Below are 25,300 nucleotides of genomic sequence, written 5' to 3'. Positions count from 1 at the left end.
TTTGTTTTACTGATATAAGTATAGAACATTTAGATAAATCTAATATTTTACTCTCCTCACTTTTACATCACAAAATAACAAATTAAACTTTTATTTGATACAATTAATAGGAAAAGAGGTAAATAATGAATTCTTATGATGATGTATGTCTATTAATTGTAGATGATGAAATAGAGCTTTTAAAAAGTATGTACAAATTCTTAATAAAAAATAAATTCCAAAATATACTAACAGCAAAAAATATAAAAGAGGCAAAATTTAAATTAGAGAATAATAAAGTGGATCTGATAGTTTTAGACATAATGCTACCTGATGGTAGTGGCTTTGATTTATTAAGGGAGACTAGAAAAACTTCTAAAATACCAGTGATAGTGCTTTCTGCACTTGATGGCAGGGATGATATGAAATCCGGTTTTGACCTAGAAGCAGATGATTATATCGTAAAACCATTCTTACCAGAAGACTTACTTTGGAGAATAAGGGCAGTACTTAGAAGAAGTTATAAACAATATAATAAAGATAAAATTAATCTTAACGGAGTAATATTCGATAAAGAAAGAGCTATATTAATTAAAGAAACTACAGAAATACCGCTTACAGCTAAACAATTTAAAATATTAGATTATATGTCTGAAAATCTAAATAAAATAGTATCCATTGATCAAATTATAGAACAGTGTTGGGAGGACACATTTGGATATGAGAATACTCTTATTACACATATCTATAGACTAAGAGAAAAATTAGAAGATGATCCATCCAACCCTAAAATACTAGTGACTATAAAAGGTCTAGGTTATAAACTCAAAGGCGAGCTATGATAAACTATTTATTAAAAGAATATAGAAAATTTATAAAATTATGTCTAGCTTTCATTTTGGTTACTATTGTAACCATAAGTGCCATTTTATATACTAGTTACAAACTATTTAAACAATATAATAATCCAGATCTAATATATGATTACATAATAGAAAATAAAAAAGATAATATCTATCTAACAAATGATAACTGTAAATATTTAAAAAACAAAAATATATGGGCTATACGATTAAATGAGAATGGAGAAGTTGTAGAAAGCTTTAATAAGCCAGCAGAAGTAAAGAATAAGTTTACTCTATCCGATGTAGGACAATTTACACGATATTATCTAGATGATTACCCTGTCTTTACTTTTGTAGCTGGTGATGGGCTAATAATATTTGCTTATCCTAAGAATTCTTTAGATAAATTGCCCTTTAACTATTACAATTACGATGCGTTTGTAAATAACTTATATATAATCATATTTTCTGTAGTAATATTTTTACTTGTAATATACTTATTTTATATTTTAGAAATAAAGAAAATATATAAAAATTTAAACCCTCTCCTAGCTTCTATAAATAACTTATTTAAAGATGATTACGTAAAGTTAGATGAAATTGGAGAATTAAAAGAGATTTCAAAGACTATAAATAAAGCTAATAAAAAATATATAAAAATTAAAAATAGTAGAGCAAATTGGTTAAGAGGTATTAGCCACGATATAAGGACACCTCTTACAAAGTTAAGCTGGGGACTAGAAGAAATAAAAACCACTCAAAATCAAGAACAAATCTTAATAATGAATAATCAAATCCAAAGCATAAGTAAAATCATAGAAGATCTTAACCTTACAGAAAGACTAGATACTATAAATAGGGATTACTTTGTCGATACAGATCCCTTAATTATTATAAGAAAATTAATAGTTAATGAATTAAATGAACATCAAAATAAAAATTTAAACTTTGAAAATTTAATAAACACTTCTATCGAATTAAAAATGGATGAACACTTATTTTATAGAATGCTTTTTAATATTGTAGAAAATAGTTTAAAATACTCTAAAGGTGAAGTGACAATACTCACTAAAAATAATGAAGAAAATTTTATAGTTGAAGTAATAAATCAAGATAGTCATATCTCTGATGAAATAATACAAAGATTATTTAAATCCGATATCTCAAATATTGAAACTCATGGTCTTGGCTTGTTTATTTCTAAACAAATTTGCGAGCTTCACAATGGAACAATGGATATTGAAAATCTTTATCCGGGGGTTAAAGTTAGATTTACTTTTCCACTTTAAAAAGAGTCTAGAAAATCTAGACTCTTTTTTTATTTTATAATCCCAAAATATAAAAATACTATTATAGATAAGATTATCCTATATATTCCAAATGGGATAAAATCGTGTTTGCTTATATATTCCATAAACTTTTTAATAACTACATAAGCTACTATAAAACTTAAAACCATGCCAAGTACTATTAATAACCATTGAGATCCTGTAAAGCCATGGACATTTTTTACTACTTTTAAAAGGGTTGCTCCAAGCATGGTTGGTATTGCTAAAAAGAAAGAAAATTCTGCAGCTGCTTCACGGCTAAGTCCTAAAATCATAGCCCCCATAATGGTAGCTGCTGACCTAGATGTTCCTGGTATCATAGCAAGGGCTTGGAAAAATCCAATAGCAATAACAGTTTTATAGGAAACATTTATTATATTATCATTTACAAAACCGTTTTTATTTTTATTTCTTTTTTCAACAAAAATAATTATTGCACCCCAAACAAGCAGCATAGTTGCAACTACCATTGGGTTAAATAAATGTTCATCTATATAATCATCAAATAGTAAACCTAAAACTCCAGCAGGGAGCACTCCAACTATTACCCTTTTCCAAAGTTCCATTGTTCTTTGGTCTGGATGAGTTAACCTATAATAAAATCTTGATTGCCCATTTAATTTTTTATAGTTTTTTGGATAGTATTTATAAGTTTTTTCATAATCCCAAGGATTTAGCCTTTTAAAATATAAGACTACAACTGCCATAATAGCTCCAAGCTGGATTATGACATTAAAGGCGTTTGAAAACTCTGGCGGGTTTAGTTTTACAAATTCATTTACCAAAATAAGGTGGCCAGTAGATGATACTGGCAAAAACTCTGTCACACCCTCTACTATGGAAAGGATTAAAACTTTTAAAAACTCAATCATCAAATTCCTCCAAGAACGAATGTTTTTGTCCATGGAGTTGATAACCTACAACCATATCACAATTTACATTTTCTCCAGACCTTAAAATAGACATCTCCACTTCAGGATTGTTTTCTTTCATTTGAGCTATCATTTGTTTTATCATTTTTCTTGTATAAGCTTCTTGTGATTTTGTAACTGTGCATGCACAATTTAGGGCAAATAGCTCTACATAGTCACGCCATTTTATAATATCTTCTTCTTTTACATAATAAAATGGACGGATAAGCTCCATATTTTCAAAGTTTTGCGCCTTAAGTCTTGGTTTCATAGTATTAAACTTACCCGCATAAAGAACATTTAGCATAATGGTTTCTATTACATCATTCATATGATGACCTAGGGCGATTTTATTGCATCCTAGCTCTTGGGCTTTGGCATATAGGTTTCCCCTACGCATTCTTGCGCACATATAGCAAGGATATTCGCCTTTGGAAACTTCTTCTGCTATTTTAAATACTTCTGTGTCAAATATCTGCCCATCTATTCCTAAATAGTCTAAGTTTTTTTCTAATTGCTCACGATTTCTAGGGTCATAGCCTGGGTCCATTGATATGTATACTACATCAAAGTTTACCTTGCTATGCTTATGAAGTTCTTCAATTACTTTTGCAAGTAATAGCGAATCCTTACCCCCAGAGATTGCAACTGCTACCTTGTCCCCATCATTTATCAATTCAAATTCTTTGATTGCTTTAATAAAGGGGGACCAAATTTGTTTTCTATATTTTTTTATAATTGATCTTTCAATATCTATTAGTTCCATAATTTAACTTTCTATAATTCTACTATGCCAGAAGGTACATACCTATCTGCCACTTCTAAAAGTATATCTTTTCTTGTATCTAAACCAAGACTTGTTAGATAATTATCTACTGTAAGCCTTGATAATTCTGGTGTATTATTTGTTTCTGATAGGTGACCTAAAAAAACTTTTTCTCTTTTACCCTCTAAGGCATCTGCTAAAACTTCTGCTGATTGGTCATTTGATAAATGTCCCATATTGCTCATTACTCTAAGTTTTAGAGGATATGGATATGGTCCACGTTTTAGAGCTTCTAAATCGTGGTTGGCCTCCATATAATAAACATCAGATCCCTTTATCTCATAGGCCATATTTTCATCAACTATGCCTGTATCGGTCAAAATTGATATTTTTTGATTGCCTAAATAAAGAACAAAACCCACCGGCTCATTGGCATCGTGGTGGACTTTTATGGGCATAATATCCATTGACCCAAAGGATAAAAACTTACCACTATCAAAAACTCTTATATTTTCATCTTTCACCTTGCCAACACATTTTTCTATACCCTTCCATGTGCCTCCATTGGCAAATATAGGAATATTGTAGCGGCGGGATAGAGTTCCTGCCCCTTTTGTATGATCAGCATGCTCATGGGTTAGGAAAATGGCATCTAATTCGTTGGCATCTTTACCTATTTCTTTTAATAAATTTTCTATTTTTCGCGCTGAAAATCCTGCATCCACCAAGATTTTACTGCCCTTATATTCGATAAATAAGCAGTTTCCTGACGATCCTGATGAAAGGATTGCAAATTTATCCATTAAAACCTCTAATCAAATATTTTTTCTAAAAATTCTGCTAGACCTGCCTCATCGTTAGTTGATGTTACATAGTCAGCAGCTTCTTTAGTTTCTTCTTTTGCATTTCCCATAGCTATACCAAGTCCTGCAAGTTTTATAGCCTCTATATCATTTGCTCCATCGCCAAAGTAGGCAACATTTGCTAAATCTATATCTAAATATTCGCAAAGCTTTTTTAGACTATTGGCTTTTCCAGAAGATTTTTTAAGAACTTCTAGAGAATATGTTTCATTTCTCATAGTCATATAGTCTTTTTCTAAAGCTTCTTTGTTTTCTTCATAAAACTTATCAAGCTCATCTTGATTCCCCATAAAATTGATGCGAGCTACTTTTTCTTCGATCTCATCAAAATCTTTAAATTTTAAACGTGGAAGTTTCATAACTTCTTGGTCTTTTTTAAATCCATCATTGACTACTTCTTCGTTATTATAAAGAACATCCTTGGTAAAAATTCCTACTTGCAAATCATAGTCCCCCAGGTAGGAGGTGATTTTTTCGTAATCTTCTTTTTCTAAGGGATTTTCTATAATGGCCTTGCTAGTTGCATTGCATCTTACAAAGGCTCCAGTATTACAAATTGAGTAATCATCAAAACCTTCTAGGCCAAGCTCTTGGCGGACCCACCAAAAACCATTAAAACATCTCCCGGTAGCTATTACAACCTCGATGCCCTTCTCTTTTATTTTCTTTATTGCATCTATATTTTTTTCTACTATCTTCTCATCAGATCCTAAAAGTGTCCCATCTAAGTCAATAGCAACTAATTTTATATCTTTATTCATAAGACCTCATTTGTTTTTACATACAAAAAAGACTGATTGTAATAACCAGTCCCTTAACATTCTTCTTTTATTTTACTTTCATATCTATTTTAATCAATTTTTTTATCATTACTTTTTCTGAATAAAGAGTGTAGTGTAATAGTGATCCATATACCCGAAAATACAGAAAGTATACCACCAGATATTATTGATGATATATGATCACCAAACATTCCACTGCCTGATTCAATTATCATATACAAACCAAATATGAATAAAATAATAAAAAGAATACTTATTATTTTTTTCATTTGAGAACCTCTCATTTTAATTTTCTATCAATACCGTACAAAGCAAAACGTGTAGGTACAGCAGCTTTTCCAGATTTAGTAGCAATTACTTGATTGTTAGAACTATTTAGTTTATATTGAGTGAATGATACTTTTTTCGCGTAAAATTGCACTCTAAACTCTCTAGTATTATTAGCAGCATATTCTGAACTTAAAACTTTAGAAGTTTTATATTTATATCCGCTGAATAAATTTGTACTCACATTGTTAAACGTACTAATATTTCTTATATTATTATTTAGAATACAAGGGTTCATACCATCACTTACTTTATGAATTGTTATTGTACCACCATCTCTTAAATTATTGCTGTCAAGCATTTGTTTTATTTCTGCTTGACTTAGAGAATCTAGAGCATTAGCTTGTGAAGCTACATTAATAATTGCTCCATCTTTGTTATTAACTTTCATTCTGACATTATAAGATTCTTGAGCATATGAAACTTTAGGGAGCAAGATTAAGATTACAAAACCATAATATATTTTATTTTTTTATTGATATTAATATCCCAATTGTTATGAATTTACATTTTATTAATAGTGTCATCCTATTTTTTATAATATAATGGCATTACTTGATATCCAAATTATAATACGCAACAATCATCTCCCCATAGATAAATTTATGATTTTTATAATTACTAGCTAATAAAGTATTCTAATTAATAAACTCATAATGATAACTATCACAAAATAAATATATCACCACTCTCAATATTTGTAAATAACAAACACGCAATTTTTCTAAAAAACATCTATCGTTATAATTATCTTATCATTTCAATTATTTTAAAGTCTTAACAGCATCACTTACAGCTTCTACAATTCCCTGTTCAAAGGCTGAAGGGATGATGTATTCTTCATTTAATTGATCATCTTTAACAAAGGCTGCTAAGGCTTTTGCTGCTGCCATTTTCATTTGGTCTGTTATTTGTGGAGCACGAGCTTCTAAGGCTCCTTTAAATACACCTGGAAAAGCTAGGACATTATTAATTTGATTTGGAAAATCAGATCGACCTGTAGCTACAATCCTTGCCCCAGCTTTTTTTGCCACATGGTAGTCAATTTCTGGAATGGGATTTGCCATAGCAAATACAATAGCATCATCATTCATGTTTTTGATATCTTCTTCATCTAATATATCCGGTGCAGAAACCCCTATAAATACATCCGCTCCCTTTATAACATCACTTACAGACCCTTCTACATCATCTGGATTAAACATTTCTGCAATTTGCGTCTTAACTGGGTTACCAGAATTTAGCATCATCTTATTAATGGCTCCGCGTGAATCACAAACTATTATATTTTTTACTCCTAAATCATGGATAAGTTTTGCACAAGAAAATCCAGCTGCTCCTGCCCCGCTTACTACAAGTTTGATATCTTGAGGCTTTTTATCAACTAATTTTAGGGCATTTATCAAAGCTGCAACTGTTACAATGGCTGTACCGTGTTGGTCATCATGAAATACTGGAATATCTAGGATTTCTTTTAGCTTTTCTTCAATATATACACACCTAGGTGATGAAATATCTTCTAGGTTTATACCGCCAAATCCCGGAGCAATATTTTTGATGGTTTCTATTATTTCATCTGCATCTTGGGTATCAAGCACTATTGGCACAGCATTTACTCCACCAAATTCTTTAAATAGCACTGCTTTTCCCTCCATAACTGGCATGGCAGCTTTTGGACCGATATTTCCTAGGCCTAACACTGCAGATCCATCCGAAATAACTGCGATGGTATTTGCTTTAGAAGTATATTCGTAAGCTTTTGTTTCGTCTTTGGCAATTTCTCTGCAAGGTTCTGCAACTCCTGGTGTGTAGGCAAAGGTCAATTCTTCAGCATTTGTAATTTTTGCTTTTACATCAGTGCCAACTTTTCCCTGCCATTCTCTGTGTTTTTCTAAGGCTTTTTCATAAACATCCATAAATCTCTCCTTATTTTTAAAACATTCTTTTTTTACGATTATAACACAAAAAAGCAGGCAATTTTATCAATTACCTGCTTAATATCTTTTAGCCTTCTACTTTATAAAGCCATTTTTCTAATACTTTTTTGTAATTGTCATGCTCATCTACAAAGGGCATGTGGCGGGAATTGGTAAAAAGTTCCCATTTTGAGTTTTTAATCTCATCGTGCATGGTTTTTGCAATGATTGGTGAGGATAAATCTTCTGCCCCACTTGTAATTAAAGTTGGGATTGCTATTTCATGTAGCCTATCTGTTACTTCATAGCCTGCTAGGGTTCCCGTTGGGGAAAATTCATTTTCTCCCCAGCCTACTACATAGGATTTTGTTCCAGCTTTTTTCTCTCTTGTTAGACATGCTGGGTCATCTTCTCCGTATGGGCCCGCTGAGTATCTTTCCATGAAAATATCTAGGGCTTTTTGATATCCTTTAGACTCATAGTTACCAGTTTTTTCTGCTTCTAGAAGTGGAATCTTATACTTATCATCCATATAGGATATTCTTCTAAGTTGCTCACTTCTCCAAAGTTTTGCAGAAGAAAGGGTTGATGATAAAATAATTGATTTTACACCTTTTGGATTTGTTAAAGCATATAAAATTAAAAGCATGCCACCCCAAGATTGGCCTAGGATATGGACTTCATTTAATTTTAGATATTCTCTTAGGGAAATTAATTCCTCCATCCAAGTATCTGCATTAAATAAATCCTCATCTCCATCTACAAAAGAATTCCCACAGCCAATTTGATCATACATTATTATTGGTCTATCATCTTCGTAGGCAAAGTCATCAAAAACTTCAAAATAATTGTGGGTTGATCCTGGTCCCCCGTGGATTAAAACCAACGGAGTTTCCTTGCCTTCTGGATTTACAATCCTATAATAAGTTTTGTAATCCTTAAAAGGCATATAGCCTTCATTAATCATCTATATCTACCACAATTAAATCTTTGGTGTAATTATTTATAACTTCATTACCATCTTCTGTGATGATTACTAAATCTTCTATCCTTACACCAATACCCTCATCCATTAGATAGATGCCTGGCTCTACTGAGAAAATTTGTCCTGGTCTTATAATTGCATCATTTACACTAGAAACATCGCCATATTCGTGGTCTTCTAGACCTATTGAGTGGCCAGTTCTATGAGTAAAGTATTTGCCGTAGCCTTTTTCTTCTATATAGTCACGGCAGGCTTTGTCTACATCACTCATTTTATTACCAGGTTTTGCAGCCTTTATACCGCGAAGATTTGCTTCTTTTACTATTTCATAAACTTCACGCGCCTTATCAGATACTTCTCCTATAAAAACTGTTCTTGTCATATCTGAAGCATAGCCCTTATAAAAACCACCGATATCTAAAACTACACTATCGCCAAGTTTTCCTTTAGAATTATCTGTTTCATGGTGAGGGTCAGCCCCGCCCTTACCGTAGGCTGTGATTGGCTCAAAGGAAACCTCTTCTATCCCATGACTTTTATAAATTTCTTTTACCTTTGCTGATAGTTCTTTTTCCGTAAGTCCTTTTGTAACCCAAGGGATGAGCTCATCCATAACTTCATCATTGATTCTAGATGATTCTCTCATTAAATCAATTTCTTGGCTATCTTTTATCTGACGAACTTCATCGATTAAAAGAGATGAGTTTACATATTTTTTATCTGGAAATCTTTCTTGAAGTCTTAGTAAAAATCCAGATGGCCAAGTTTTATCAATACCTATTTTTTCATAATCTTTGATTTCTTTGGCTAGATAATCAATTGGATCTTCTATGTCGTTATACCAAATTAAATCTACTCCAAGGTCGCCTTCTTGAGGGAAAAGCTCGTTTATAACAAGCTTTTTATCCCCGTCTGTATTTAAATAAAGAGCGAGCATTCTTTCACCTGGATTAATTTTTTTGCCTATTAAGTAATAAATAGCAATAGGGTCTGTAACAATAATTTGCTCCAAGCCTTCTGTTTCCATCTTATCTAAAACTCTTTTAAATCTATCAGTCATCTTATAACTCCTTAGTTATTTTTATCTTCTGATTCAAAGGTCATTGTTTGGTCTTTATCTTTATATTCTTTGCCGTGAAGTTTTGCGTATTCTCTTCTATCAGCTTCGTTAGGTTCTACTAGTCTTTGTAATTTATTACTAAAAATCCATAGAATAGCTGCAGATATGATTGCAATTGCAGCAATAGTAAACATTACCTTATCAAATGGGAATTGTTGAGTAAAGTCATAAATAGCACCATAAGATTTTCCTGAGAAAAATACTGCTACAACCCATACACTCATCATGGTTGTAATAAGTTTTGGTGGAGCATATTTTGCTATAAATGAGTTACCAAGTGGTGAAAATACCATTTCTCCAAGGGTTAGTAATATACCAAAAACTATAATCCACATTAGTGATGCCTGCCCACCACCACGAACTACTTCTGCTGCACCAAAAACTATATAAGATAAGCCTAGTAAAAATATACCTAAAGCTGTTTTTTGGAACATATTAAAGTCTCCTTTTGGAGATTTTGCTTTTTTAGTCCAATAAGCACCTAGGATTGGTCCAAGGATAATACATAATATAGCATTTAGAGAATCAAACCATGCGGTAGGTACTTCAAATGAACCTATAGTCCAGTCAGCAGCTGCAGTTTCCCCTGCCCAGTGGAATAATACTGGTAGGGATGCTAGGTACCAGAATATCCAGAAAATTATTGAGAAAAGTGAAACTAGGATAATAGCAAAAATTCTATTTTTCTCAAGTTTTGTTAGAGGTACTTTTTCTTCATTTTTAACTTCATCTGGGTCAGCATTTTCATTAATTTTAAATGGTTTCTTACCAGCATTTCCAAAGTTTTTGTAGTTTGCTATATACCAAATAGCATCTATAAATACAACAATGGCACAAACTAAAAAGCTAAATCTGTAGCCATATTTAGCCGCTAAGATACCAATTATGGTAGTTCCTATAAAAGATCCAATATTTACAAATGAATACTGGGTAGAGTAGGCCTCGTCAAGCTTGCTTTTATCAGTAAATAATCTACCGATTATCGCATTATTTTGTGATTTAAAAAGTCCTGTACCTATAGAAACTAAAATAATCATGATATTTATTGCAGTGGCACTAGTTGCCTGCCACGCTACTAAATATCCTGCTCCCATCAAGGCTAAACCAATAGGGATTAGGTACCTTGCCCCTACAAGGTAATCTGATATGTAGGCTCCAAATAATGGCAATAAATAAGTAAATGCAACAAGGTTTGCACTCATTCTTGCAGCTTCACCAGTCGTAAGACCTAGCCCACCATCCATGATAGATGCAGCAACGAAAACTGTCATCAACCATTTTGCTGAGTAAAAGGCAAAGCGTTCTAGTGAAAAAGCAATACATGCCGCATAAAACCCAAAGGGTTTCTTGCTAGAAAGTTCTTTTTCCATAAATTCCTCCTATAAAATATTTTATTTATATATACCAAACTAATAAAAACTTACTAGTATAGGTATATAAGGTAGCGTGCCAAAGTAATATAGTAAATTAATTTACTATTTCTTTAGTCACTCTTATGTACCAAGGTTATTATAACATATTTCTAACAAATATAAAATATTACTGGTTTATATTCTAGTTGATTTATAGGCAAAATAAAAACACCCTAACGGGTGTTTTAGTTGTGTGTTTTTATAGGTTTTATGGTTTTAACCACTTAAACGCCGTTAGGCTTTTAGTCCTCGCTTCGCTGCGGTTTTCCGCGCTAGTCCCAGAATTTTTGGGTGAAAAATACAAAGTATTTTTCATTTCTGAGATGAGCTTTGCGAATCCAGAAAACTCACGAGGCCTCTAGGGACGCCGGGCAGGCTTGTTTGTGCCTTACGGCGTTTTGTATCGCTCATACGCCGCTTGGCTTTCGGTCCTCGCTTCGCTGCGGTTTTCCGTGCTAGTCCCAGAATTTTTGGGTGAAAAATACAAAGTATTTTTCATTTCTGAGGTGAGCTTTGCGAATCCAGAAAACTCACGGGTGCTCCTCTAGCCGGACGGGCTTTTCTCGTCGCTTTGCTCCTGCGACCACTCCGTGGAGGGTCCTCCTTTAGCCGGACGGGCTTGTTTAGTACATAGGCATTTGTGGCATTTCTGGTTCTTCTTTTGGTATATCTGCCACTGCTGCTTCTGTTGTTAGGATCATTCCTGATACACTTACTGCGTTTTGTAGGGCGCTTCTTGTTACTTTTGTTGGCTCTACGATACCTGCTTCAAACATATCTACATATTCATCATTATAAGCATCGTAGCCTTCGTCTTTTCCACTTTCTTTTACGTTTTGAATGATTACTGAGCCATCCATTCCAGCATTTTCTACTATTTGTCTTAGTGGTGCTTCTAGAGCTTTTTCTATGATTGCTGCACCTGTTTTTTCATCACCTTCAAGGCTATCTTTTAAATCAGATACTTTGTTAATAGCTCCAATTAGGACTACACCACCACCTGCAACTATTCCTTCTTCTACTGCTGCTCTTGTTGCTGATAGGGCATCTTCGATTCTATATTTTTTCTCTTGCATTTCAGTTTCTGTTGCTGCACCTACATTGATTACTGCAACTCCACCTGCAAGTTTTGCTACTCTTTCTTGAAGTTTTTCTATTTCGTATGAACTTTCTTCTGCTTCAATTTGTTGGCGGATTAGGTTTACTCTTTCTTCTAGAGTATTTTTGTCACCTTTTCCTTCTACAATGGTTGTGTTGTCTTTGTCAACTTTTACTTTTTTAGCAGATCCTAGCATAGAAAGTTCCGCATCTTTTAGGTCCATATTTAAGTCTTCTGAGATTACTGTTGAACCTGTAAGAATTGCAATATCTTCTAGCATTGCCTTACGTCTATCACCATAGCCTGGTGCTTTTACTGCTACAACATTAAATGTTCCTCTTAATTTATTTAGGATAAGGGTTGTAAGAGCTTCACCTTCTACATCATCTGCAATAATTAATAGTGGACGTGATTCTTGAACAATTTGTTCTAATAATGGTAGCAAGTCTTGGATGTTTGAAACTTTTTTATCTGTTAATAGGATGTATGGATCATCAAGGTCTGCAACCATTTTTTCATTATCACTTGCCATATATGGTGATAGATATCCTTTGTCAAATTGCATACCTTCAACAACATCTAGGTAAGTATCAGTTGTTCTTGACTCTTCAACTGTGATTACACCATCATTACCTACTTTTTCCATAGCATCTGCGATAAATTTACCAATTTCTGGGTCTGCTGATGAGATTGTACCTACATTTTCGATAGCTTGTTTATCTACAATATCACGGCTATTTTCTTTAATGTAGTCTACTGTAACATCAGTTGCTTTTTTAAGTCCTTTATTTAAAACAATTGGGTTTGCTCCAGCTGCTAAGTTTTTAAGGCCTTCTTTAATAATAGCTTGAGCAAGTACTGTAGCTGTTGTTGTACCATCACCTGCAACATCATTTGTTTTTGTAGCAACTTCTTTTACAAGTTGAGCTCCCATATTTTCAAATCTATCTTCAAGTTCGATTTCTTGGGCAATAGTTACACCATCATTTGTAATAGTTGGTGCACCATAAGACTTATCTATAACAACATTACGTCCTTTTGGTCCAAGAGTAACTTTTACAGCATCTGCAAGTTTATCAATACCACGTTCTAAACCATCACGGGCATCTTTTCCATAATTAATTTCTTTTGCCATAAGTATTTATCCTTTCTATAAACTATTTTATAACTGCTAAAATATCAATATATTTTATAACTATATAATCTGTATCATCTAAGTTAACTTCTGTTCCTGAGTATTGAGAATAAATAACCTTATCTCCTACAGAAAGAGAATCTTTTTTCTTTTCATCATTTAAAATATCATCACTAATAGCTACAACTTCTGCATAAACAGGTTTTTCTTGAGCACTTTCTGGAAGTACAATACCTGATTGAGTTGTTTTTTCAGCTTCTGCTTTTTTTATTACTACTCTATCTCCGATAGGTTTTAATTGCATATTTAACTCCTTAGTGTATACTTTTAGCACTCACGGGTGCTAATTGCTAATTACATTTATAATGTACTACCTTTAGATAAAAAATCAAATTCATAAAATGGGTAAAATAATAAAAAGATTAAGGAGAATAAAAATGTACAAAAAACCAAGTGATGAAGAACTTAGAAAAAATCTTACAGAATTAGAATACGAAGTAACCCAAAATGCTGGAACAGAAAGACCATTTTCATCAGAATATGACGATTTTTATGAAGAAGGCATTTATGTAGATAGAGTATCTGGCGAGCCACTTTTTTCTAGCAAGGATAAATTTAATGCAGGATGTGGCTGGCCAAGTTTCTCAAAACCAGTTGATGGAACTGAAATAAATGAAAAAGAAGATCTATCTCACGGTATGGTTAGAACAGAAGTAAGAAGTAATGATGCCGATAGCCACCTAGGCCATGTATTCCCAGATGGTCCACAAGAATTAGGAGGATTGAGATATTGTATAAACGGTGCTGCTTTAAGGTTTGTACCTAAGGAGGACCTTGAAAAAGAAGGATATGGGAAATATTTGAGTTTATTTGAATAGATATATATAATTTTTTTATAAAAAGCACATAGGGATTAAAACCTATGTGCTTTTTATAATTGATTAACCATTGAAAATAATAAACTTTTTAGAAGAACATATATAGATAATGCTTAACCTTATTTATTATTTTAATGTATCTTTTAACTGCGGTTTGTAATGCCTGACTTTTAGATAAATCTCTCCACTCCGCTTCGCTGCGATCGAGATGACAATAAGGTGTGAAACGTTGCTTTTAGAAAGTTTTCTATTTACATTTTTGTAATCAAGCTTGTAATGGATATTTGTAATATTAATTGCTAAATCGTTCTTGTCTTCCCCATTGTCATTTCGACTGGAGAAAATCTTTGATTTTCGGAATGGAGAAATCTTTTTTTAACTTATGATTTTTCTAAACTTTAGATGTTAATTTAATATATTTTTAACTACGGTTTGTAATGTCTGACTTTTTGGTAGATCTCTCCACTACGAAAACTCGCTTCAAAGAATCTCTTTCGTGTTACCGCTCTAGATTCTCGGCATAAAAGCCCAAAATCAATGGGCTTTTATGTGCTCGAGATGACAATGAAGTGAAATTATTTGTATATCAGTAGACTTCTTATTTATTTTGATATGATTGGAACTAACAGTGTGGTCATAAGATTAATTGATAAATCAATTTTGCCATCCCAATTGTCATTTCGACTGGAGAAAACCTTTGGTTTTCGAAATGGAGAAATCTTTCTTTGACTTATGTGTTTTATAGACTTAAGATGTTAATTTGATATGTTTTTTTAACTGCGATTTGGGATGTCTGACTCTTAGATAGATCTCTCCACTCCGCTTCGCTGCGGTCGAGATGACGATAAGATGATGAGCATTGTTTATTGGGAAGTATCCTATTTAGAATATAGTTTAACCTAAAGTTGAATATTTATAAGATTATTTACTTTACAATGCAAAGCTCTGCCACCCACATAGAAAAGGTAATGCGCTCGGCTTGCGCCCTCGCTTAGTTCTGCGGACTCACTTGAAGCAAAGCTTCTGCGTTCATCTCGCAGATGACCGAGTCCAGAAGCACGGATACAAATTCAATAGGCCACACAGGATTTTGTCCTCTCAGAAAGCTTAAAAGCTTTCTTCGCTTAGTTCTCTGGATTCACTAACAATTCTTCGAATCATTAGTTCATCTCAGAGATGACAGAGCAAAGCTCTGTCACCCATAATGATGGGACTACTTATGATATGGATGTCCGTTTATTATCCTAAATCCCCTATAAATTTGTTCAAGGAGGATAACTCTCATTAGTTGATGGGGGAAGGTCATTTTTGAAAATGATAGTTTGTAATTTGACCTCTTGCTTACTTCCTTTGATAATCCATTTGATCCACCTATTACAAAAACTAAATTTCTGCCAAAGCCTTCTTGCATCTCATTTTCTATAAAGTTTGCAAATCCTACACTATTTATTTGCTTTCCTAGGATTTCTAGACTTACTACATAATCACTATCTTCTATTTTTCCTAGTATCCTTTCCCCTTCTTTTTCTTTTACTTGCTCAATTTCTTTTTCTGATAGGTTTTCTGGGGCTTGTTCGTCATTTACTTCTATTATTTCTATTTTATTATAGGCTTGCATTCTTTTTAGGTACTCATCTATGGCCTCTTTGTAAAATTTTTCTTTGATTTTTCCTACTGCTATTATTTTTATATCCACTTTTTCTCCTTAAAAAAACTCAATCCTTAGATTGAGTTTAGTTTTGTGCTTGTATATATGATACGTATGAATCGTAAATTTGGCTATAACCTTCACTTACTAGGGCATTTTTTACGTATTCTTTTATCTCATCTGTTCTAAATACTTTTCTATCCATCTCTTGCATACTTTTTTCAATATCCTTGATTAAAATTTCTACATCTGAGCTGTTAAGTTGTTTATCATTTCTATCTGCGGCATTTTTTATAGACCTAGTTACCTTATCGGAGTTATATTCTTCTAGGTTGCCACTTCTTTTTATTACATAAACTGTATCATCATCTGATTTTTTTAAGAAGTCTCTTACCACTTCTATTTTTAACTTATCAATCTCTCTAGCTATTTCATTGATTCCGTAGCCTTGGCTTTCAAATTCTTCTAATAATCTTCTACTTAGTTCACTCATTTTGATTCCTCCTTGGTTTTTGTTATTACTTTACTTGCTCTGTTTTCTGCAATTTCCCTTGCCCTATCTGTTGCTTCTTTTTTGGTATCGTAATATCCTTCTGCTTGACTGGCTTTTTTAGATTTTACCTGCCATTTTTCCTTATCATAATTATAGGAAACTTCTACATCAGCATCTTGCAAGCGCGCAGATTTATTGTCACTTTTTTTATGGTCTTTTAAATCTTTTTTGCGGATTTCTTTAAGCTCTGCATTGCTGGCATCATTTGCCCAATCTTTAGCTTGGGAAATAGCTATAGGGATAGCATTATCTTCATCATAGCCATCTTTGAGCATGGCATTTGTTATATCAATTGCCTTATCTCGGACTTCTTTATCCAAATTTTTCATTGAGCTTGGATAATTTCTTCTATCAAAGGGCATAATCTCACCTCATTTTTATTTCTTTATATACTCTTACCCATTTTACATATTATAATGACGGGATGGCAGGGTGACTATTTCTGTAAGATTACTGGGAAGGCCTATATCACGCTTAAGGGCTGCAAAAGTTACGGAATCCTTACCATATTTTTTTCTTATATTGTAAAGAGTAGTATCTATATCTTCACTTTTCTTAAAATCTTCATGGTTTAAGAAAACATCCATCTGGCTGCCGCCGCCCTCATTACGTAAATTTATAGCCCTTATGCCTATAGCTCTAACTGGCAGGGACCATTTATATTTTTCTTTGAAAATATCCATGGCACTTTTTACTAAAATGATGGAGCTTTGGCTAGCCATTTCTAGAGATGTGGCAAAATTCCAGCTTTGCAATTCATTATTTCTAACGTAAACTTCTACTCCGCACGCTTCAAGCTTTGCTTCTCTTAGCCTTCTAGAAACAGAAAAGGCTAACTCTTGCATGACATTAAAAACTTCTTCGTTATTAATTAAATCACGCTTACAAGTTGAACTATTGCCAATGGATTTTATGAGTTCTGTGTGATCGCGATCTACTACTGGGCGGACATCTAGACCATTTGCATATTGCCAGAGATAGATGCCATTTACTCCCAAAAGATTTTTTAATATATCAACTGGTGCCTTAGCTAGATCCCCCAAAGTAAAAATACCAATCCTATTTAGTTTATTTTCTGTAGCTTTGCCTATGCCTACCATTTCGCGGACACCTAAAGGCCAGACTTTTTCTTTAAAATTATCTTCGCTTATTATGGTAACTGCATCAGGTTTTTTCATATCGCTGCCTAGTTTTGCAAATATTTTACAAAAGCTAACTCCAATACTAACTGATATTCCTAGCTCCTCTTTCATTCGTTTTCTAATTTCATTAGCTATTTCTTCTCCAGACCCAAAAAGGTGGGTGGATCCTGTCACATCTAGGTAGCACTCATCAAGGCCAAAGGGTTCTACTTGGTTGGTGTATTCATAATATAGATTGCGGGCCATTTTTGAATGTTTTAAATATTGTTCATAATGGGGTGGCACTAGGGTTAGATTTGGGCACTTAGCTTTGGCCTGCCAGATTGGCTCTCCAGTTTTAACTCCCATTTTTTTTGCCTCTTCACTTTTGGCAAGGATAATGCCGTGGCGGTTTTCTGGACTACCTGCAACGGCCATAGGGATGCCCTTTAGTTTTGGATTTAGCTTTGCCTCTATGGATGCATAGCAGGCATTCATATCAGAATGTAGTATTACTCTCTTCATAAAAACTCCTATTGATTTTAGATGACTATTAATGTATAATTAAGACATTAAATGACTTTAGCTGTATTATAAGACTTTAAGAGTCTTATGTCAAGGAAAATTTAAAAATTAACAGTCACTTAGTGACTATAAGGAGATATAATGGCATTTGCTAATAAATTAAAAGACCTAAGAGAGGCAAAAAATCTAACCCAAGAAGAACTTGCAAACATGTGCGATGTTTCCCTAAAAACCATATCCCGCTACGAAGCAGGCCAATCTAAGCCAAGATATAGAAAAACTTACGATGCTTTGGCAGAAGCACTGGATACAACCCACGATTATCTAGTAACTGATGAAGAAGATTTTGTCCTATCAGCTAGAGAAAGATATGGTAATGCTGCAGCGCGCGATGCAGAGGAAATGGTCCAAGGAGTCATAGGACTTATGGCGGGTGGAGATTTGCCAGAAAAAGATAAGAAAGCTATCCTTGATGCCATTAGCGAAGCTTACTACATTGCTAAAAACGAAAATAAAAAATACGGACCTAGTAAGAGGAAATAATGCTAACCACCTATGATAAAATCTACGAGGATACTCTAACCTTGATAGAAAAATACAAGACTCGAGATCCTAGGGAAATTTTAGAAGGACGTGGAGTTTTCATAATTCCCTTTAAAACGCCTACTAGCATCCTAGGCATGTATAAAATAATTATGAGAAATCGCTTTGTATTTTATAATCCTTTTGTAGATGAGAGAATAATAAATATGGTCCTAGCCCACGAACTAGGCCATGATATTTACCACAAAAAAGAAGCCAAAGATGGCTTTGCTGAATATGAACTTTTTGACATCAATACAGAAATGGAAATCGAGGCTAATATTTTTGCAGCTCACTTGCTTTTAGATGAAAAAAAACTAATGGAAGATATCAAAGAAGGCTACACCTACCACCAACTAGCTAGCCTCTATGATGTAAATGTAAACCTTATGGTATTTAAGCTTAACGAAATGCATAGGATGGGGCTGCCAGTAAATAAAAATATAGCTGATTCCAAATTTTTTACTAAAATTGATGGACGAGATGAATTTTACGGGAACTTAGAATGATAGATCATGCAACAGAAATAGTAAGAGAATTGCTTTTAAGGGAAAAAGATATAAATATGGCAGTGGATATGACTGCTGGTAATGGCCATGATTCTAAATTTATTTTAGATAAGCTAGAGCCAAAAAAACTTTTTGCCTTTGATATCCAACAAATGGCTCAGGAAAGTACAAAAAATTTATTAGCTGATAAAGAAAATTTTACCTTTATCCTAGATAGCCATGCTAATATAGATAAATATATAAAGCAAAAAGTTGATTTAGTAATCTTTAATCTAGGCTATTTACCCAAGGGTGATAAAAATATTACCACCACTTGGAAGAGCACAATTACTGCCATAAAAAAATCCCTAGAACTTTTAAGTCCTAGGGGCAAGATTTTTATAACAGTCTATCCAGGCCATCCAGCAGGAAAGATAGAATCTGAAAAAATTAATGAGTTTTTAGAAGATTTAGATTACAAAAAATACACAGTTTTAAAAATGAATTTTGTAAATAAAATCAACAATCCACCTTATGTAATAGTGGTAGGCCACAAAGAATAATTTGTGGTTTTTTTAATACTTACTTGCTCCATTTTTTGATGTGGCTACTACTATCGTATTATTTTCAAAGCGAATACCTACAACATCTTCTACTTCATTAGTCTTTTCACGGCTTCTTTTATCAATAAATGTAATTTTCATAGTACCGTCAGCATTTTTGTCCATACCTATTACAGAGCTTGGAGTAAAATAATTGGCCTGGTGCTTATTCCAAGACTCATCCTTAGAATATATCCTAGTTTTATCAGAAGCATAAAGGCTTATAATTTCCTTTTCATTTAATAAATCTTTAGATAAATAAACTTCGGGAGTTTCATAGCCTACACTTATAAGCTCTGGGGCTTCTCCTTTTTTACCTGCTTCGATAGATTTTCTATGAAGCTCGTAATAATTATTTTCATTATTATAAACTGTGTAATAGATGTTGTTTGGGCTCACAATCCCATCTGTCAAAAATCCACCAACACTTTCTATATCGGTAACATTAAATTTTCCTAAATCTATTAAGCTTAGGGTGCGCTTGTCTTTATCCTCTCCATTTTGCTTATAGAAGCTATGGATAAAATAAATACTTCCTTCATTATATCCTATAGGAAATATTTCCTCTCCTTGGTTAAATTCGTGAAGGGTCTTAATCTCTTCTCCTTCGATTTCTACTAATTTGTATTTATGATTTGCACTATCACCCATAACAAAAAGATTGTCTGCATTATTTATATCATAGGCAAAATCGCTACCGGCTTTATTGATTGTTTCACTTTGATTTCCATTTGGATTAAATTTTAATAGTTTCTTATCGATGGGGTCATAGTATATTTGTACCTTGTTAGTGTCCATGGGGTCTCCACTAAGGGTAGCATCTGAAGTGTCAACCGAACAACCAACAAGGAAAATAAATAAAAGCCCCAATAAAATCTTAATTTTTTTCATAAGACCATTATACTATGAAAAATAAAAAAAGAACCGCTCATACTATCAGTTCTTTTTTAGCATCACAATTCTATATCAACTGATTCTAGTTCATTGTCTGTAGTTAGATAGTAAAGTTTTCCATCTGCAATTTTCATACCTCTAATCTGAGTATCCAGGACAGTTTCACCGCTTGTCATATTTATGACCTTAATTGGTGTAGATAATTTATCTTCTGAATCACTGAATTCATAGTAAAAGATATTATTTCCTATGATTTCTTGCATACCTTGCTCTGCCCAAAGGAATGGAAATTTTTGATCATTGGCATAAATATTATCATTATCTGCCCTATATATTTTCCAAACTGGATTTCCATTTTCAAATCTTTTTTGACCAAATAAGTATTGGAGGTCAAAGTTTTTTTCAACTAATTCCGCTTCTTGATCAGTTCCTTTTGATAGGTCTAGTTTGTATAAATCATAATTGTAGGCATCTTGCTCGTTATTATCTCCAGGTTTAGTAAATTGCAATTCTCCATCAACTACTACAGCCCCGCCTGTCATAACATCAACAGTTGCTTCAAAATCGTGAACCTCGCCAGTAGCAAGATCTACATAAGCAATTGCAGATTTTTCTGTATCTAGGGTTGGGGTCCCATTTATTTCAGCTTTACTTTGCTGATCATGGAATCCATAAATCCTATCACCAATCATGCCCAATGGTCTAAAGTCATCAACTCCTGGAAATTCAAATAAAGTCTCTACACTTTTATCATTCATTCTTACAATTAAGACTTGGTCATAAATATCACTTTTAGATTTTACAAAGACATTGTTAGTGTATTTTACATAATCATAATGGTCTGTGTTATCAATTGTTATTTCATTTCCATTTTCATCTACAAGTACTCCATTCTCATCTACGCTTGAAAATGGTCCTAGTGGGTTAAAGAATAAGTCATCTTTAGTGACTTCTTCATCAGAAACTTCTTTATCTTCAGTTTCTTCCTCTGTTTTTTCTTCATCTTCTTCTTTTTGATCGTTTTCGGAATCTTCTGTTTGCTCTACTTCTTTGCTATCTGTATTTTCAGCTTCTTCGCTATTTTCTTTATTATCTTCTGCTTTTTTTACATCTATTACTTGAGTACTATCATTATCTTCATTTGTTTCTACTTTTTCTTGTGGGCTTACTTCATTAGCTGGGGCATCAGTATTGTTACACCCGACTAGGGCCAATGATAAGGCCATGATTGGTACAAATTTTTTCATAATATCCTCCTTAATTTGCTCTAAGAGCATCTATAGCAGATAATTTTGTAGCTCGTCTAGCTGGTAGATATCCTGCGAGTACTCCAACTAAGGCTGAAAATCCTACTCCAACTAAAGCTAGCCATGCTGGTATGATTATTATTTTACTTACCATATCAGGATTCATGCCTGCAAAGGCGTTGTTAATTATATTACCCACTAAAAAGGAAATTAAAAGGCCAAGGACTCCTCCAAAAAATCCTATAAAACCAGATTCTATTAAAAACATGGTTTGAATATCTGAAACAGAGGCCCCGATTACTTTCATAACCCCTATCTCTTTTTGTCGTTCATAGATACTCATAAGCATTGTATTTATAATACCTATAGCAGAAACTATAAAGGCAATAGATCCTATGCCCCCTAGAATTAGCATAATAGTTTTAGTTTGACTTTCTATCTCTTGGCTAGCTTCAGCCATAGAATTTGTTTGATAACCTAGTTTTCTAATATCTTGTTCAGCTTGCTTTACATTTTCTGGTTTATCTACTACAACTTGGAGATTATCGTATTTTATCTTATCATCATTTGATTGGATAGGGTTACCTTGTTCATCAAAGTCTTGGTTTAGGGTTGGAAAGGCTAGTTTGTCATCCTCTTCCTTTAATTTTTTATAGGTTGATTCTGAAATATAGGAGCCCCATCCACCTAAAAACGAAGTATTGTTTAGCTTCCCTGCAATTTTTATAGGGATATCTACTGTTTGGGGTTTGTTTATCTCTTCACCTTCGCTATCTAAAGGATTTTCTTCCTTGCCAAAATTTACCCCATCATCTTCATTTTCATCTTTGTATCCTAGGCGGATAAAATATTCATTATCTAGATAGTCAAAGTCTTCCACAGGTTCTGCATAAAATCCACCATCACCTGTATCTATCATCTTACTTGCTTCGGTATTTGGCCCTAAAAGTAGGGTGTCATCTTCAGATGGGCTTGGTATTCTACCCATTTCTAGCATATCCTCTGTAAGCAAGGAAAAAATATTATCTGGCACAATATTTATAGACCCATCTATCTCATATTCGTCGTTATCAACTATTTTTATCTCTGTGTATATATTTTTACTAGGAATAACTGCCCTTACATTGGCTATATTCTTTAAATCATTTATGACCTTATCATTTACTTCAAGGGCTGCTCCGGTACTTCCATCCAAAACATTTATAGAAGTTAGTCCTTGGAAGGATTCTATCATTTCTTTTTGTGAATTTGAAATCCCCTGAGCAAAGGCTAGCATTAAAATTATGGATGTAGAGCCGATGACTACTGATAAAATAGTAAGGATTGTCCTAGATTTCCTGCGCCACAGATTTCTTAGAGCCATGATAAATCTATCAGATATCCTCATCGTCTATTATTAGCTCCTCATCTTTTTTATTTTTATTGCGTTTTCTAAGTAAAAGTGCAACTAAGGCTAGGATAATTATTAATCCAATCCATAAAAATGGAGATGATAGTAAGCTACCGCTTTCATTTGCATCTTGATTCATCCCTTGGTCAACCGGAATCATTTCTCCCGTTTCAGGATCTTCTATCATGCCGCCCTCCATATCTTCTGCTCCCATACCAGTTACATCTGCATAAAAATCTTTGGTTTGAGTATGCATATTTCCTGCAGAGTCTTCGTAACTTAGCATAATTTTACCTTCAACTTCTCCCTCACGGTCTGGAGTGATATTAAAGGTGAAAGTTTCTGTAGTTCCAGAATTAAAATTTCCTATAAATTTTCTATCATTGTCTATAGTAAAACCCTTACCAATTACATCACACATAAAGGTGTTTAAATTATCTTTTCCTGTGTTATAAATATTTACACTTACTTGGGTTTGTCCACCTGCCATTAAGTCTTCATGCTTTACTTCGCCAATAGTTACATTTGCCCTTTGAACAACTGGGATGCCTATGGATTCTTTAGTTTGGTATTGATTACCATCATAGTCTTCATATTCTAAGGTTAGGCCTATGACATAGTTTCCTGCAACCGCATTTGGATTTACTTTCATATTTATATATTTAGTTGTAGTATTCCATGGGTAAAGGGCTGATACATAAAAACTATTTGATGTATCCACTGGAGCAAAAACTGATCCATCGCTTACTAGAGCATTATTTTCACCACTGGCTTGAGGTTGGGCTGCTAGTTGTTGGTCAATACTTACTTTCAAATTATAAATAGTATTTTTGTTATTGGTATTATAAAGGGTAAAGGCTAGGTTAAAGTCTTCGCCTGCCTCAACAGTTTTTGGGCTTATTGTATAGTTTGAAATTATTAATTTAGGCTGGTTTCTAACTTGGACTGGGGAGTCATTTACCTCAGTAGCTGCATCCGCCCCTGTGTTTTGATCGCCATTATTTATTTGTTGGTAGTATGTCATCTTCTAAAACCTCATCAATAGTTAAATTTTTGTGGATATTTTTTATTTTTCCATCCCTCATAAAAAGCGTTCTATCAGCAAATTCTGTCATTTCATCATCGTGGGTTACCATGATAAAAGTTTGTTTGTTCTCTCTGGTTATATTCTTTATTAGCTGCATAACCTCAAAACTTGTTTTGGTATCAAGGTTTCCTGTGGGTTCATCGGCAAAAATTATTTTTGGTGTACCTACAAAGGCACGAGCAATGGATACTCTTTGTTGCTGGCCACCGGATAATTCGTTGGGCCTATTATTCATCCTATCAGCAAGTCCTACTTGCTTTAAAATTTTATAGGCTTCTTCCTTGCGTTCATTTTTATCAATGCCTTTAAAGGTTAAAGGCAGGGATACATTTTCCCAGGCTGTAAGATATGGCAAGAGATTATAGGACTGAAAGACAAAACCTATATTTAAATTACGAAATTTTGTAATATCAGTCTCTTTTAGCTCATTTAAAACTATATTGCCATATTTTATAGATCCTTTGCTGGGATATTCTAGGCCTGCTAGCATATTTAATAGGGTTGATTTACCAGACCCACTTGTACCTAGCAGAGCTATAAATTCTCCTTTTTTAATATCAAGGTTTATCCCATCTAGGGCCTTTATAACATTGCCCCCAACCTTATAATATTTTTTTAAATCACGTACTTCTATTAGTGCCATGTAGCCTCCATAATTTTATGTATATTTAGAAGTTACAAAATAAAATATAAAGCAGTGTTATGGAGTTCACCACACACTATCTATAGAGAATTATATCATCACATATTTAGATTTGCAATTAAGTTTATACTTTATATATATTTAATAAAATCAGAACTACCAGCTTAGCTGGTA

26 protein-coding genes are annotated in these 25,300 nt (G+C 33.4%); 6 read left to right on the top strand and 20 right to left on the bottom strand.

The features are described from left to right. The first annotated feature begins 125 nt into the window (after positions 1-125). Both AB9Q04_RS06540 and AB9Q04_RS06535 read left to right on the top strand, forming a co-directional pair. Positions 126-821, top strand: a complete 696-nt coding sequence (locus AB9Q04_RS06540; RefSeq protein ID WP_394011081.1) for a response regulator transcription factor — start codon at positions 126-128, stop codon at positions 819-821. After that, positions 818-2,113 carry a sensor histidine kinase gene (locus AB9Q04_RS06535; protein WP_410024540.1) on the top strand — a complete coding sequence of 432 codons (1,296 nt, stop codon included), beginning with the start codon at positions 818-820 and terminating at the stop codon, positions 2,111-2,113. Before AB9Q04_RS06540 ends, AB9Q04_RS06535 begins: the two co-directional genes overlap by 4 nt. 29 nt (positions 2,114-2,142) lie before the next feature. On the opposite strand, the gene AB9Q04_RS06530 is transcribed toward AB9Q04_RS06535, so the two are convergent. From AB9Q04_RS06530 to AB9Q04_RS06480, 11 genes are all read right to left on the bottom strand, one after another. Continuing rightward, positions 2,143-3,024 carry an undecaprenyl-diphosphate phosphatase gene (locus tag AB9Q04_RS06530; protein ID WP_410024539.1) on the bottom strand — a complete coding sequence of 294 codons (882 nt, stop codon included), beginning with the start codon at positions 3,022-3,024 and terminating at the stop codon, positions 2,143-2,145. Next, positions 3,017-3,829: a tRNA 2-thiocytidine biosynthesis TtcA family protein gene (locus AB9Q04_RS06525; RefSeq protein ID WP_410024538.1), complete on the bottom strand. Its 813-nt coding sequence runs from the start codon at positions 3,827-3,829 to the stop codon at positions 3,017-3,019. Before AB9Q04_RS06525 ends, AB9Q04_RS06530 begins: the two co-directional genes overlap by 8 nt. An 11-nt stretch (positions 3,830-3,840) precedes the next feature. Further along, positions 3,841-4,632 carry an MBL fold metallo-hydrolase gene (locus tag AB9Q04_RS06520; protein WP_394011076.1) on the bottom strand — a complete coding sequence of 264 codons (792 nt, stop codon included), beginning with the start codon at positions 4,630-4,632 and terminating at the stop codon, positions 3,841-3,843. Positions 4,633-4,640: 8 nt separating this feature from the next. Next, a complete protein-coding gene (locus AB9Q04_RS06515; protein ID WP_410024537.1) occupies positions 4,641-5,453 on the bottom strand; it encodes a Cof-type HAD-IIB family hydrolase in 813 nt (270 codons plus the stop codon). A gap of 301 nt (positions 5,454-5,754) precedes the next feature. Next, complete coding sequence (locus tag AB9Q04_RS06510; protein WP_410024536.1) at positions 5,755-6,192, bottom strand: hypothetical protein; 438 nt, start codon at positions 6,190-6,192, stop codon at positions 5,755-5,757. A gap of 373 nt (positions 6,193-6,565) precedes the next feature. Continuing rightward, on the bottom strand, positions 6,566-7,717 hold the full coding sequence (locus tag AB9Q04_RS06505; protein ID WP_410024535.1) for an NAD(P)-dependent malic enzyme: 1,152 nt from the start codon (positions 7,715-7,717) through the stop codon (positions 6,566-6,568). An 88-nt stretch (positions 7,718-7,805) separates the two neighbouring features. Continuing rightward, positions 7,806-8,684: a proline iminopeptidase gene (gene pepI, locus AB9Q04_RS06500; protein WP_410024534.1), complete on the bottom strand. Its 879-nt coding sequence runs from the start codon at positions 8,682-8,684 to the stop codon at positions 7,806-7,808. After that, the gene (locus AB9Q04_RS06495) at positions 8,677-9,762 is read right to left on the bottom strand and encodes a M24 family metallopeptidase (protein ID WP_410024533.1); all 1,086 of its coding nucleotides are present in this window, start codon (positions 9,760-9,762) and stop codon (positions 8,677-8,679) included. Before AB9Q04_RS06495 ends, pepI begins: the two co-directional genes overlap by 8 nt. Positions 9,763-9,773: 11 nt before the next feature. Further along, positions 9,774-11,192 (bottom strand): peptide MFS transporter, encoded by a 1,419-nt coding sequence (locus AB9Q04_RS06490; RefSeq protein ID WP_410024532.1) that lies wholly within the window; start codon positions 11,190-11,192, stop codon positions 9,774-9,776. Between the two features lie 665 nt (positions 11,193-11,857). After that, a complete protein-coding gene (gene groL, locus AB9Q04_RS06485; protein ID WP_410024531.1) occupies positions 11,858-13,468 on the bottom strand; it encodes a chaperonin GroEL in 1,611 nt (536 codons plus the stop codon). 22 nt (positions 13,469-13,490) lie between these two features. Continuing rightward, positions 13,491-13,772 carry a co-chaperone GroES gene (locus AB9Q04_RS06480; RefSeq protein ID WP_410024530.1) on the bottom strand — a complete coding sequence of 94 codons (282 nt, stop codon included), beginning with the start codon at positions 13,770-13,772 and terminating at the stop codon, positions 13,491-13,493. Positions 13,773-13,905: 133 nt separating this feature from the next. Between AB9Q04_RS06480 and msrB the strand changes: the two genes are divergently transcribed. Further along, a complete protein-coding gene (gene msrB / locus AB9Q04_RS06475; protein WP_410024529.1) occupies positions 13,906-14,346 on the top strand; it encodes a peptide-methionine (R)-S-oxide reductase MsrB in 441 nt (146 codons plus the stop codon). 1,213 nt (positions 14,347-15,559) lie between these two features. Here msrB and rlmH read toward each other — a convergent pair. Genes rlmH through dinB form a run of 4 tightly spaced genes read right to left on the bottom strand, consistent with a single transcriptional unit; the run spans position 15,560 to position 18,193 of the window. Continuing rightward, positions 15,560-16,042 (bottom strand): 23S rRNA (pseudouridine(1915)-N(3))-methyltransferase RlmH, encoded by a 483-nt coding sequence (rlmH, locus tag AB9Q04_RS06470; RefSeq protein ID WP_410024528.1) that lies wholly within the window; start codon positions 16,040-16,042, stop codon positions 15,560-15,562. A gap of 37 nt (positions 16,043-16,079) precedes the next feature. Beyond that, positions 16,080-16,487, bottom strand: coding sequence for an ATP cone domain-containing protein (locus AB9Q04_RS06465; protein ID WP_410024527.1), 408 nt, complete (start codon positions 16,485-16,487; stop codon positions 16,080-16,082). Continuing rightward, on the bottom strand, positions 16,484-16,909 hold the full coding sequence (locus AB9Q04_RS06460; protein ID WP_410024526.1) for a DUF2188 domain-containing protein: 426 nt from the start codon (positions 16,907-16,909) through the stop codon (positions 16,484-16,486). Before AB9Q04_RS06460 ends, AB9Q04_RS06465 begins: the two co-directional genes overlap by 4 nt. Before the next feature lie 42 nt (positions 16,910-16,951). Continuing rightward, positions 16,952-18,193, bottom strand: a complete 1,242-nt coding sequence (gene dinB, locus AB9Q04_RS06455; RefSeq protein ID WP_410024525.1) for a DNA polymerase IV — start codon at positions 18,191-18,193, stop codon at positions 16,952-16,954. A 141-nt stretch (positions 18,194-18,334) separates the two neighbouring features. On the opposite strand from dinB, the gene AB9Q04_RS06450 reads away from it, so the two are divergent. From AB9Q04_RS06450 to mnmM, 3 genes are read left to right on the top strand one after another with little or no spacing between them, the layout of a single operon-like run. Beyond that, positions 18,335-18,736 carry a helix-turn-helix domain-containing protein gene (locus tag AB9Q04_RS06450; protein WP_410024524.1) on the top strand — a complete coding sequence of 134 codons (402 nt, stop codon included), beginning with the start codon at positions 18,335-18,337 and terminating at the stop codon, positions 18,734-18,736. Continuing rightward, positions 18,736-19,284: an ImmA/IrrE family metallo-endopeptidase gene (locus tag AB9Q04_RS06445; protein WP_410024523.1), complete on the top strand. Its 549-nt coding sequence runs from the start codon at positions 18,736-18,738 to the stop codon at positions 19,282-19,284. Before AB9Q04_RS06450 ends, AB9Q04_RS06445 begins: the two co-directional genes overlap by 1 nt. Further along, positions 19,281-19,826, top strand: a complete 546-nt coding sequence (mnmM, locus tag AB9Q04_RS06440) for a tRNA 5-(aminomethyl)-2-thiouridylate-methyltransferase MnmM (protein WP_410024522.1) — start codon at positions 19,281-19,283, stop codon at positions 19,824-19,826. The genes AB9Q04_RS06445 and mnmM overlap by 4 nt, the downstream gene beginning before the upstream one ends. A 12-nt stretch (positions 19,827-19,838) precedes the next feature. Here the strand turns inward: mnmM and AB9Q04_RS06435 are convergent, their stop codons facing one another. The 5 genes from AB9Q04_RS06435 to AB9Q04_RS06415 form a co-directional block, all read right to left on the bottom strand. Next, entirely contained in the window at positions 19,839-20,663 is an 825-nt protein-coding gene (locus AB9Q04_RS06435; protein ID WP_410024521.1) for a hypothetical protein, read from the bottom strand. Between the two features lie 155 nt (positions 20,664-20,818). Beyond that, positions 20,819-22,006, bottom strand: a complete 1,188-nt coding sequence (locus AB9Q04_RS06430; RefSeq protein WP_410024520.1) for a hypothetical protein — start codon at positions 22,004-22,006, stop codon at positions 20,819-20,821. A gap of 10 nt (positions 22,007-22,016) precedes the next feature. After that, on the bottom strand, positions 22,017-23,393 hold the full coding sequence (locus AB9Q04_RS06425) for an ABC transporter permease (protein WP_394019010.1): 1,377 nt from the start codon (positions 23,391-23,393) through the stop codon (positions 22,017-22,019). Further along, positions 23,380-24,420, bottom strand: coding sequence for a COG1361 S-layer family protein (locus tag AB9Q04_RS06420; protein WP_410024519.1), 1,041 nt, complete (start codon positions 24,418-24,420; stop codon positions 23,380-23,382). Before AB9Q04_RS06420 ends, AB9Q04_RS06425 begins: the two co-directional genes overlap by 14 nt. Further along, positions 24,395-25,126, bottom strand: a complete 732-nt coding sequence (locus AB9Q04_RS06415) for an ABC transporter ATP-binding protein (RefSeq protein WP_410024518.1) — start codon at positions 25,124-25,126, stop codon at positions 24,395-24,397. Before AB9Q04_RS06415 ends, AB9Q04_RS06420 begins: the two co-directional genes overlap by 26 nt. Positions 25,127-25,300: the final 174 nt, after the last annotated feature.

The sequence above is a fragment of the Anaerococcus groningensis genome (assembly GCF_046365465.1).
In the GTDB taxonomy this organism is placed as follows: domain Bacteria; phylum Bacillota; class Clostridia; order Tissierellales; family Peptoniphilaceae; genus Anaerococcus; species Anaerococcus groningensis.
This window is presented reverse-complemented; position numbering and strand designations above follow the sequence as displayed.